Below are 11,261 nucleotides of genomic sequence, written 5' to 3'. Positions count from 1 at the left end.
GGCCGCGAGGACGTGATCGCCCGCGAGGCGTCCACCGGGAAGCTGTGGCTGTACCCCGGCACCGGGACCGGCAGCCTCGGTGCGCGCAAGCTCATGGGCAACGGCGGCTGGAACGCCATGAGCCGGATCGTCGCCTACGGAGACCTCTCCGGCGACGGCCGCTCGGACGTGCTGGCCGTCGAGAAGTCCACGGGCAAGCTGTGGCTGTACCCCGGCACCGGCGCCGGCACCCTCGGTGCGCGCAAGCTCATCGGCACCAGCGGCTGGAACAGCATGAACGCCCTGGTCGGGGCGGGCGACATGAACGGTGACGGCCGTGCCGACCTGATCGCACGCCAGGCCTCCACCGGGAACCTGTACCTGTACCCGGGCAGGACCGGAGCTCTCGGGTCCCGCGTGCTGATCGGCAACGGTGGCTGGAACGTCATGGACACGCTCCTGGGGCTGGGCGATGTCACCGGCGACGGCTACGGCGACCTCGTCACCACCACCAAGAGCACCTATGTCGGCGAAGGGTGCCGTGGCGTCGGCTGCCAGCTCGTGTACCCGGGCCGCGGCACCGGCGCGCTGGCCTGGCGCGTGGAGACGGCCACCGACTGGTGGAACCTGAACGGCTTCTTCTGATCCAACGGCTCCTTCTGATCCAGGGAAAGGGCCTCCGCTTCCGGGCGGAGGCCCTTTCCACGAGCGCGCGCGCTTGCAGAATGCAAGCACTGCGACTAGTTTTGTTGCATGGCCACTCTCTACGTACGCGACCTGCCAGAGGAAGTCCTCACCGAGCTGAAGATACGGGCCGCACGCAATCACCAGTCGCTGCAGGCATACGCCCGATCCCTTCTCGAACAGGAGGCGGCCACCCCCGCGATCGAGGACGTGGTGGCCCGCATCCGGGCACGGGCTACGGCACGCCTTTCCACAGACGAGGTGCTCCAGGACATCGACCGCGGAAGGCGTCACGAGTGATCGCCATCGACGCCGGGGCGCTGGTGATGCTGCTTGCCGACGCCGGCCCCGTGGGAGAGGCGCTGCGCGACCGTGTCCAAGGCGAGCGGCTGCTCGCTCCCTACCTGGTCGACATCGAGGTGACGTCGGCACTGCTGGGACGTCATCGCGGCGGCAAGCTGACGGATCGGGAGCTGGAAGACGCACTTGCCGCGTTCGACGACCTGCCGATCCGACGTCTTGAGCATGTGCCCTTGCTCCCCCGTGTGCGAGAGCTCTTCACCAACCTGTCCGCTTACGACGCCACTTACGTCGCTCTGGCCGAAGGGTTCGACGTACCGCTCGTGACCAGCGACGGGCGGATCAAGGACGGCGCGCGGGCGAAGCAGGCCAAGTGCGCGGTCGAGGTGTTCAACGAGAAGACGCTGTCCCCTGCCAGGAGCGGCTGAACCACCCGACCGGGAACCCGCTCTCAAGCTGCGCTGCGCCGACGTGGTCGCGCGTGCTCCATTGAAACGAAGACCGCGGCAACTGCGTCGAGGTCTGCCACGCGCCGCTGACATCGCCCCCGTCCGCGACTCCAAGGTTCTCCCCACGCCCCGGCCCTGACCGGTTTAGGGCAGGAATTCCCAGAACGGGCGGTCAGGCGCGAGGTTGCGAGAACACACCGTCACGTCCTCACCCTTGAGATAAGCCAGCAACCATTCGCTGAACGTCATCTCGTAGAGAGTCCAGGCCGGACTGTCGAACTCCTGGACAACAACGCGCCAGGGAGACGAGGGATCATCGGGAACGCGAAGGAATATTGCTTCCCCCGTCGTGGCCGTCGCCACCGGCATCAGTTCCCCGGGCTTCGCTCCTACCGGACTGGGCAGGAACTCCGCCATGTCCTCCTCACGCCAGAGCTCGAGATCCATCCTGATCATCGTTCCCAGATCGTGCAGAAGATGGCCGGCAGGATGATTCAGATACAACTGTCCGTTGATCTCGATCGAACCGTAGGCGTCCACGATCTTACGGAAGTCCGCAGGGAATTCGACACCGAGTTCCCGCTCCAGCTGGATCCATGGCGCCAGGTCCGACCAGTTGAACCGGGGCTCGCCCAACAGGGCTGTGATCTCTGGAAGCGGTTCCACCACTATGTCCTTCTGGCACGTCGAGCCGATGCCTGTCTTGGAGTTGACCGTAGTACAGAAGAAAGTTAGTCGCCCGAGTAGCCGAAGATCCCCAGGTGGGTCGGCTCCGGCTCGTCAGCGGCGTACAGGACGACGTACACGCCGGTCCACCGCATGCGGCACTCGTCCATCAACGTCTCCTCCGGGTCGGGCCGGAATCTGCTGACCGTACGGGCATGGGCGAGCAGTTCCCCGAACCGCCCGGGCGTGGGCCGATCGGTGCCGAAGTGGTGCACGACGCGGTCGTGCGCCATCGGACGCAGCGTCCCGTAGTCCTCGACGTTGCTGGGCGACGGGGCGGTGGTGGAGTGGACGACGCGCTGGATGTCGAGGATCGAGTGGGTCCCTTCCTCACCCATGAACTCCTCGTCCTCCCACAGCTCCTCGAGGCTCTGGTACGTGTCGTCGTCGCCGTACAGCTCCTCGAAGACCTGCCGGTGCAGAACCTCCAACGACTCCTCGGCACTGCCTCGGTATGCAGTGACGTACTCCCAATGACTGGCACCCATCTCGCGCCCCTCCCGGTGACCTGTGAGCCCGGCGCGATCCTAGAGACGAGCACGGACAATGCCGTCCTGGGTCCCGCCGTTCACGGAACGTGCGGCGGGACGAACGGGCTCGGCACCTGCGTCCAGACGATCACCATGAGCCCCAGGTGCACGACACACAGCACCCAGGTGCTGCGCCACCTGCGGGCCACCACGGCCGTGGCGGCGAGAAACACCGCTGACAGGACCAGACAGAAGAAGGCGCCGGCGGCCGTGTCCCGATCGCTCGTCGGGGTCGTCTCGACGCCTACGGCGGGAAGGGCGAGGGCCAACATGAACAGCGCCACGGCGTACAGACCTGATGCGCACGCGCCGCGCAGCCACAGGCCGGCTCTCACGCCCGGCGCCCTGGGCCGTGGCTTCCTCGCCGTTCCCCCCGCAGCGGGACCGCTCCCTGTCCGGATCACCACGACGCTCACATCCAAGAGTTGCTTGAGGTCCACCTGCCGGGCACCACGAACGCACGAGGAGTCGCCTGATGCCCCGCAAGTGAACCGAACCCCGACTGCGTCGACTTGGCCGACTGCCGTTCCGTTCGACTCGAGGCTCTCGAGCTCAGTCACGTCGTGACCGGCACTTGGGTGTCCCCTGTCACCAGGGCAGGAGACCACAGCGTCCATTGTCAGGGCAGGGGTTCATAGAACGGGCCGTCAGGCGCGCGATTGCGAGAGCACAACGTCACGTCCCGCCCCTTGAGACAAGCCGGCAAACCATTCGCTGAACGTCAGCTCGTGGAGAGTCCAGGCCGGACTGTCGAACTCCCAAGTCGCCCGCCACCGCGTGACGAAACCCCTCGGCGTCGGCCTCTGGCGGGTCCTGTCCGCCCGATGACCGGTCGGCCCATCCGCTACTGCGCCGGGCCGGCCGAAGCCGTCACACCCGGAGGCAGTTAACCTCTGCTGGCCCGCCCGGTCGTCGGGGGGCTCGAGGAAAGGGCGTTCATGCGACAGCGGAGAGCAGGAAGCGGCCTGAGAGCCGCGGCCTGGGTGCTGGTACCACTCGGACTGGTCCTGATGCTGGGGGGCATCGGGTACACAGGGACGAGCTACGAAGGCGCCACCGTCATGAGCGAGGCGATGGCGCCCACCTACCGTACGGGCGAGCGGCTGCTCATCGAGCGGACGGACGCGGGCGGGATACGCAGGGGCGACGTCGTGCTCGTCGACGTGCCCGACCGGTATCGGAGCGGACCGGTCCTCCAGCGGGTCATCGGGGTCGGCGGCGATCATGTGGTGTGCTGCGACGGGGGCCGGATCACGGTGAACGGGAAGCCGGTAGACGAACCGTATGTGATGCGCGGCGAAGTGAACCCGGGGGCCGGAGAGTACGACGTGACGGTGCCCGACGGCCGGCTGTTCCTGCTGGGCGACCACCGGGCGAACTCGAACGACTCGCGTTTCTTCCTCGACGAGCAGTCGGGCAGCGTCGCGGCATCCGGAGTGCGCGGGCGCGTGCAGAACGATTCCACCGCGCCGGTGGTGTCGGCGGCGTTGGGAATCCTCGGAATCGTGATGGCCCTGGTCGGGACCGGCCTGGGGATCGGGGCGTACGTGGCCGGGCGCCGCGACCGGCCACCGGTCGAGGCCGTGCCACCGTGGCCAGTGGCGTAGCGGGCTCATCGTTTACGTGGACCAGGGCCCGGTCACCAAGGCCAGCAGAACCGCCGGCGGCACCGTACAGCCCTTCTTCCGGGCCGGGTCGCGACGCCGCATCGCGGTCCGCGGCGGGATCACGAGGGCGCCGACGACCGATGCGATCACCGCCGTGTCCACCAGAGCCCGCACCGTCATGTCCGGGCCGGTCCACGCCGTGACGGGAGCGTCGGTCGCGGCGAACGCCGTGATCCGCCCGACGTCGGCGTCAGCACATCAGGTGTCGTCGCCGGAGCCGGGCTCGAACGTCGTGCCGAGGTCGTACTGCGCGATCCCGAAAGGTTGAAAATCGGCATCCGCGAGCACCCGGTAGAGGAATTCCGACGTGGACATTTCGTACCGGCGCCAATCGTTGTCTTCGACTCGCGCGAGAATGGGGTACTCACCGGGCCGCCGGGCGTCGATCAGCCAGCAGTACTGGTCGCCCCATTCCGTGGAGCCCCAGGTGACGAGGCCCTTGCTTCCCGGCGCGTACACCGTGTACGGATCCATGGCGGAAACACTGCCGAGGCTGCTGTCCTGATCGGTCGAAAGCTCCGCTCGCCACTGCGTGAGGAAGTCGAAGGAGATCCCCTCGTCGCGCGCGAGGAAATAGACGGATTCGGCGAACACGCCGCCGCCGAAGGCCTCGAAGAGCTCCTTGTAGTCCGCCGGCAGCGGGCACTGCAGCTCCCCTTCAACCGCTGCCCAGTCGACGGAAAGCCCCAACGGCTCCCAACCGGTCAGTTCGATCACACGCTGCACCCACATACGGCAACCTTTCGGGAGGAAAAGGGTGTGGGTGAACATCACCGGCGACCGGCGATATCCACCCACACCCAGTGTATCTTCGGCGATCCGGCTACTTAACTCAGGGCTGGAGTCCTGAAGGCGTATTCCAGATCGTGATGGGATCGAGTGGCACTTCTCCGGTGTCCATGTTGATCCACTTGATGGTCAGGGAATCGGGAGCGCCATTTCGGCCGGTGTAGTTGGCGGTCACTTCGTAGTAGACCGTGTCCCCTGCCTCCACCATCTTCGCAACCTGGTTCTCCACCTTCTTCATCTGAGACCTGTTGGGCGTGCCGTACAAGGAAACCAGGTTCCGACGGTCGGTACCGCTGCCGCCCAGCGCGTTGGCCAAGAGGTGACCGCGGTTCATACCGGCCTTCATGCCGGGCGTGATGGTCTCCGGGTAGTCCCTCATGGGACGCGGAACCGGCGATCCCGCGATCATGGAGTCGGAGTTGCCCATCGTCTGGCCCTTGTCGTTGATCCAGCTGAAGTCGCCCTTGTTGAGGCAGGCCCGGATCCCCTGTGCCCTGTCGTACTTGTCGAGGGGCTGGTAGTACGTCGCACTCTGGTCATCGGTGCAGTTGGCCTCGGTGAAGGGGTACAGCGTATCCGCCCCCACCCAGTTCCAGTCGTCCTCGGGAGTGGTGAGCCGGCCCTTGCTGTAGTCGCCCGTGTGCTCGGACGTGTAACCGTTGGGGGCCGTTTCGTTGTACCACCCGATGCCGGTGAGGAACGTGTCGGCGACGGTGAGCCAGCCGCCCTTCGCCTTCTTCGCGCCGCCGGCGAGGAAGTCTCCGGCGTCACCGAAGAAGTCCTCGCAGGCATCCCACCCGAAGCAGTGCCCGTCCATCTCCACGAAGGTCGTCGGGTTGCCACCGGTGAAGGCATACCGGTTCCCGGTGTAGGGATCCGAGCCGAGGCCCATGTCCGCGAGGGCACCGTTGTACATGTCCCGGCTGGTGAACCGGTTGAGTCCGGGGTCGTAGTCCCGGAAGCCCATGTCATAGGTACCCGCGTGGCCGTCCCACCGCTTGGAGTTGTAGCGGTAGGGGTTGTACGCCTCCTTCGTCGGGTCGCCGGCGTCGGGCTTGTCGATACCGGTGAACTCGGATTCGTCGTCCGAGCCGTAGGCCGTGTAGCCGTAAGTGGCCTTGGAGTTGCCGTCCTTGTCGGTCAGTGTTTCGACGTCGGTGTGCGAGTTGTAGCCGTAGTAGCTGTCCTCGCTGGTGCCGTCGGTCTTGTGCGTGACCTGGGACAGCCGCTCGCCCCATGGGCTGTACTGGTACGACTTGGTGAGCTCGCCCGCGACTTCCTCACCCAGCACCTCGGTCGACAGGCCGAGGTAGGTGAAGTCGGTCGTCTTGCCGTCGGCCGACTTGGACGCCGTGCGGTCCAGCGGGTCGAAGGTGTACTTCGTCGTCTTCAGCGCGCCGGCGTCGTCCAGCTTCTGGGACTCGACGACATGGTCGAAGCCGTCGTACACCGAGCGTTCAATGACCTTGCCGCCGCCGGTGACGGACTCCTGACGACCGAACGGGTCGTAGTTGTAGGTCGCCGTCGCGCCGCCCACGGTCGCCGAGAGCAGCCGGTTGCGGTCGTACTCGTAGGTGGTGGCGACGTTCTTGACCGTCTGGCTGATGACGTTGGCGTTGTCGTCGTAGACGTATGTGTCGGTGCCCGCGCCGTTGCCGGTCTTGACCGACTTGGTGAGCCGGTTCACCGGGTTGTAGGTGTAGTCCGTGGTCGACTCGAGGTAGGCCGCGTTGTTGTCGGCGTTCATCTTCTTCGCGACATCCTGCGCCTTGTTCCCGTTGGGGTCGTAGGCGTAGGTGTGCGAGGAGACGAGGGTGCCGTTCGGCTTCTTCTCGGTGGTCGTCTTGACCGCACCGTTGAGGTAGTAGGTGTAGTCGACCGTGTTCTTGTTGTTCTTGGTCTCCTGGAGCTTCAGGCCCCGGTCGGTGTACGTGTAGGACGTCACCTTCGGCGAGGCGTCCGTCGGGCTCTTGCCCACCGAGACCGTCTTGACCAGATCACGCAGGTCGTAGGTGTACTTGGAGAACTGGTCGGGGTGAGTGATCGTCTCCGGCTTGCCATTGGCGTCGTACACGTACGACGTCGACTTCTTCTCCTGGCCTGCGAGCGCCTCCGTCACCTTCTGGACCTCGTTGAGGCCCGTGTAGGCGATCGTGTAGGCGTCGATCTTCGCACCGGAGGAGGTGTCGTCGATCGAGGTCAGGTTCCCGTTGACGTCGTAGGCGTAGGCGAAGGACTTCTTCTCGCTGTCCGTCTCGCCGGTGGTGTCCCGGACGAGCTTGACGCCGTCGGCGACGACGACGCCTGCGCTGTTCTGCTCCAGCTTCAGCTTGGCGTCATTGCCCTGCCGGAGGCTGTAGGAGCCGAGCGACACCCAGGTGCCGGTGGCGGCGTTCTGGTCCCTGGTCACCGCGGGGTGGGTGGTCGTGCCCTGGGACAGGGTGTACTTCGCCGTCGTCGCGGCACCGGTCACCTTGGGGAACTTCACATACGCGGTGTAGGTGCCGTCCTTGGGGATGTTCAGCGTCCACGTGTGGGCGTCGGTGCCCGTGCCGGCCGCATGCGTGCGGTGGTCGTAGCCCTGCTGCCCGGCGATGTCGCCCTTCGTCCACGTACCCGTGAAGGAGGTGTGCTGGGTGTCGGAGTTGTCCACCAGGACCACCGACTTGCCCACCGGCACGCCGTCGTCCGCCTTGGACTTCAGCTTGCCGTCGGGGTAGTACGACCACGTCATGGTGCGGTCCGAGGAACCGCCCGCCGAGGTGAGCGTACGGGCCTTCTGCTGGCCCAGTTCGGTGTAGTCGAAGGTGGTGGTGATGTCCCACGGGTCGGTGGACTTCTTCGTCCAGCCGTTGTCGAAGTACTCGAAGACCGTGTCGTTGCGGACCGTCTGGCCCTCCGACGGCGGCAGCGAACTCTTCTGAACGCGGCCCACCGCGTCGAACACGGTCTGCGTGTAGACGTTGGGGCTGTTGTAGCGGCCGTCGTTCGGGTCGTACGGCAGGAACTGCTTGACCGGACGGTTCAGCGCGTCGTACTCGGTGCGCTGGGTGAAGTCGTCCGCGGTGGCCGTGGCCGTACCCCGCGGGCTGATCACCTTGGTGGTGTTGCCGACCTGGTCGTACTCGTACCGGGTCGTGCGGAACGTGGTGCCCTCGTAAGGGACCCGGACCTCCTTCTTCTTGCCACGCTCGTCGTAGTCGACGTACGTGATGTTGCCCTCGGCGTCCTTGGTCTGGATGACCAGGGAGTCCTTGTCATAGGTGGTCGAGGTCGACTTGCCGGCCGCGTTCGTGACCGTGACGACCCGGTGGTTCAGGTCATAGGCGGTCTTGGTCAGGTAGTCGGACGTGTCCGCCGTGGCGTTCTTCTTCGGGTCGACGATCTGGGTGACGTTGCCGACGTTGTCGTAGGTGTAGGAGATCTTGTCCTGCGCGGAGTTCACCACGGAGGCGAGTTGGTAGATCTCGTCGTACGTGTTGGTGGTGACGTGGTCGGTCGGATCCGACGTGGTCAGCACGCCCTTCGGCTCGGTCGTCGTCTTGAGGTTGCCGACCTTGTCGTAGGTGTAGACCGTCCTGCGCTCGCTGGAGGTGGCCGTGTCCTTCGGCGCGGTGTCCGAGGTGATCTGGTCCGCCGCGTCGTACACCGCCGTGGACACCGCACCATTGGGGGCGGTCGCCTTGGTGACGTTGTCGTTGGCGTCGTACTCCGGCGCCGGCATCGTGATCAGGACGCCCGCCGCCTGGTCCTTCGGCACCGTCTTCACCATCGGGCGCCCGAACGCGTCGTACTCCTGCGTGGTCTTCTTGCCCAGCGCGTCGGTGACCTCGCGGACCTGGCCGCGCACGTCGTAGACGAAGGTCGTCGCCTTGCCCAGCGCGTCGGTGATCTTCGCCGGGTAACCCGTCGGACCGAAGTCGCTGTTGGTCGTCGGGTTGCCGTTGGCGTCGATCGCCTTGGTCATCTGACCGTACGCGTCGTACTCGTACTTGGTGGTGTAGTCGTCCGCCGTCGACGTCGCGACACCCTTGGGGTCGGTGACCGTCTTCAGGTTGCCGAACGTGTCATAGCCGAACTGCCACTTGCGGCCCTCCGGAGAGGTCTTGGTGAACAGGTCGGCGCTGTAGCCGTCCAGACGGGTCTGGTAGCTGTACTGCTGCGAGTTGGCCGGGTACGTGCCCGGAGCGCATTCGGACGCCGCCGGAACACCGGACTTGTTGTTCTCCGCGTCCCGCGACCAGAGCGGATAGCCGGTCTTCTGGTCGTAGCAGTAGGCGGTCTTCGCGCCGTTGGCCTCCTCCAGATACGTGACGTTGTTGTCCGCGTCCCATGCCGTCTTCGTGGTCTCGGACCTGGCGTTCGTCGTCTGCACCGGACGGCCGAAGTCGTCCGTCACATAGGAGGTGACGTGCGACTCCGCGTCCGTCACCTTGGTGTCCGTGAACTTCGTGTTCGACGCGTTCGCCGCGTACGTGAACCCGGTCACCCCGCTGAGACGGTCGGTGACCGTCTTGGTCCACCAGTGGTACTTCGGGTCGTCCCCAGCCTGGGGCGCGTAGTACGCCATGTTCGTCGCGTTGCCGCGCGGGTCGGTGGCCTTGACCAGCTTGACGTTCTTGTTCCCCTGCGTGGCGTCGTAGGTGAACTTGAACACCTTGGGCTGACTCGAGCCGACACCATCGGTGAACTGCCCGAGCAGACCCTTGGTGGTGTAGTAGAACTCGATCTTCCGGCCCGAGACGTCCGTCATGGACTTCACGTGGTCGTAGATCTTGGAGTTGTTCAGGCTGCCCGTGTCGGTGGTCAGCACGCCGGAGTCATTGACGTACTGGTAGCCGGACTGGCCCTTGGTCCAGTAGTCGACGGTCAGCGTCTGACGGCCGGCCGGGTCGGTGATGTACTTGAGGAACTTGGTCGGCTTGTTGTTGGACTTGCGCTCCTCGTAGGTGTACGTCTGCGTGTTGCCGTTCTTGTCGATCGCCGACGTCATGTAGCCGTCGCATCCGAACAGGAACCGCGTGCCGTCCGGGCGGGTGAGCGTCCAGGCGTCGGGGACCGGGTCCTTGGTCGGCTTGCAGTCCAGGCCCGACTTCATCGTGACCTTGTAGTGGACGCCCGCGGGTGCCTTCCACACGCTGTTGGTCGCGTCCCAGCGGAAGACGTGCGTGGTGCCGTCTCCGTCCGGGAGACGGATCTCCGTCGGGTTGGGGTTCGGGTGGAAGTCCAGCGGCGCGCCGAGCCTGATAGGGCCGGATGCCTGGAACGACCAGCCGTGACCGGCGACCGTGTCGGAGGTGTCCTGCGAGTTGTACGCGAACCGGGCGAACGTGGTCAGGCCGCGGCCCGGGTTGGTGAACGCGTTGTACTGCCACACGCTGTTGCCCGAGGCCAGGTTGTTCATGAAGGTCGAGCCGGCGCCGGTGTTCTTCCCGGTGTAGCTGTAGAACTTCTCCATGCCGAGGCTGTTGGAGGTCGGGTCCTCCACCGCGACGTTCTGCTTCAGCGACGGAATGCCGCCGGTGCCGGCGGAGAGCCAGGTGCCGTCGGCGATCTTGCGGACGTCCCAGCCCAGCACGTACTCGTTGCGCTTGTTGCCCGAGTCCGAGTTGATCGGGGTGGCGACCTTGGCCTGGATCGTGGCCGACTTGCCCGGCAGCAGGGCCGGGATCGGGGTCTCCAGCTGGTTGCCGCCGGTCGTCACGTCCGTGCCGTCGGGCAGCTTCCAGGTGTAGGACAGCTCGCGCTCACCCGCGGCCCACGCCGTGGCGGTGGTGTTGGTGACCGTGAACTCCACCGTGTACGTGGTGTTCGGCGTCATCCGCGCCGGGGTCGTGGGCGCGTAGTACGTGTCCTCCGTGGTGGAGTCGACGTAGATCACGCGCAGCAGCGGCCGCAGCTGCGGGTCGGGGGCGGCGGCGGACAGGAAGATGGAGCGTTCCTTCGGGCCCGTCGACTCGTCCTTCAGCTTGATCAGGGTGCCCTTGTTGCTGGTGGGCGTCTTGACCCAGCCCTGGGTGAGGGATGTGGCGTCCCACCAGTGGCGTCCGAGGTCGGTGTTGAACGCCGGCACGTAGTCGGAGACGACCGAGGAGTGGTCACCGCCGGGCGTGGTCCACGCGGTGGTGGAGTTGGCG

At 65.8% G+C, this 11,261-nt stretch carries 10 protein-coding genes; 4 read left to right on the top strand and 6 right to left on the bottom strand.

The window, feature by feature from the left end; genetic code table 11:
* From HW130_RS31360 to HW130_RS31350, 3 genes are all read left to right on the top strand, one after another.
* On the top strand, nucleotides 1-624 hold a 624-nt coding region (locus HW130_RS31360), incomplete at its 5' end, for a VCBS repeat-containing protein (RefSeq protein WP_177153154.1).
* A gap of 108 nt (nucleotides 625-732) precedes the next feature.
* Nucleotides 733-963: an antitoxin gene (locus HW130_RS31355; protein ID WP_177153153.1), complete on the top strand. Its 231-nt coding sequence runs from the start codon at nucleotides 733-735 to the stop codon at nucleotides 961-963.
* Nucleotides 960-1,391 (top strand): type II toxin-antitoxin system VapC family toxin, encoded by a 432-nt coding sequence (locus HW130_RS31350; protein ID WP_177153152.1) that lies wholly within the window; start codon nucleotides 960-962, stop codon nucleotides 1,389-1,391. The genes HW130_RS31355 and HW130_RS31350 overlap by 4 nt, the downstream gene beginning before the upstream one ends.
* A 165-nt stretch (nucleotides 1,392-1,556) precedes the next feature.
* Here HW130_RS31350 and HW130_RS31345 read toward each other — a convergent pair whose 3' ends face one another.
* From HW130_RS31345 to HW130_RS31335, 3 genes are all read right to left on the bottom strand, one after another.
* A complete protein-coding gene (locus HW130_RS31345) occupies nucleotides 1,557-2,078 on the bottom strand; it encodes an SMI1/KNR4 family protein (RefSeq protein WP_309140640.1) in 522 nt (173 codons plus the stop codon).
* A gap of 65 nt (nucleotides 2,079-2,143) precedes the next feature.
* A complete protein-coding gene (locus HW130_RS31340) occupies nucleotides 2,144-2,626 on the bottom strand; it encodes a hypothetical protein (RefSeq protein WP_177153150.1) in 483 nt (160 codons plus the stop codon).
* Nucleotides 2,627-2,706: 80 nt separating this feature from the next.
* Nucleotides 2,707-3,003 (bottom strand): hypothetical protein, encoded by a 297-nt coding sequence (locus tag HW130_RS31335; RefSeq protein ID WP_309140639.1) that lies wholly within the window; start codon nucleotides 3,001-3,003, stop codon nucleotides 2,707-2,709.
* Nucleotides 3,004-3,606: 603 nt separating this feature from the next.
* Between HW130_RS31335 and lepB the strand changes: the two genes are divergently transcribed.
* A complete protein-coding gene (lepB, locus tag HW130_RS31330; protein WP_177153149.1) occupies nucleotides 3,607-4,275 on the top strand; it encodes a signal peptidase I in 669 nt (222 codons plus the stop codon).
* Between the two features lie 12 nt (nucleotides 4,276-4,287).
* On the opposite strand, the gene HW130_RS31325 is transcribed toward lepB, so the two are convergent.
* The 3 genes from HW130_RS31325 to HW130_RS31315 all read right to left on the bottom strand — a co-directional run.
* Nucleotides 4,288-4,455: a hypothetical protein gene (locus HW130_RS31325; RefSeq protein WP_177153148.1), complete on the bottom strand. Its 168-nt coding sequence runs from the start codon at nucleotides 4,453-4,455 to the stop codon at nucleotides 4,288-4,290.
* Nucleotides 4,456-4,533: 78 nt separating this feature from the next.
* Nucleotides 4,534-5,052: an SMI1/KNR4 family protein gene (locus HW130_RS31320; protein ID WP_177153147.1), complete on the bottom strand. Its 519-nt coding sequence runs from the start codon at nucleotides 5,050-5,052 to the stop codon at nucleotides 4,534-4,536.
* A gap of 115 nt (nucleotides 5,053-5,167) precedes the next feature.
* Nucleotides 5,168-11,261, bottom strand: a 6,094-nt coding sequence (locus HW130_RS31315; RefSeq protein WP_177153146.1) for a DNA/RNA non-specific endonuclease, incomplete at its 5' end; no start/stop codon positions are given.

Origin of the sequence: Streptomyces sp. PKU-EA00015, from assembly GCF_013387495.1 — a bacterium.
In the GTDB taxonomy this organism is placed as follows: domain Bacteria; phylum Actinomycetota; class Actinomycetes; order Streptomycetales; family Streptomycetaceae; genus Streptomyces.
Note: the sequence above shows the minus strand (reverse complement) of the source record. Positions and strands in the feature narration are given on the sequence as shown.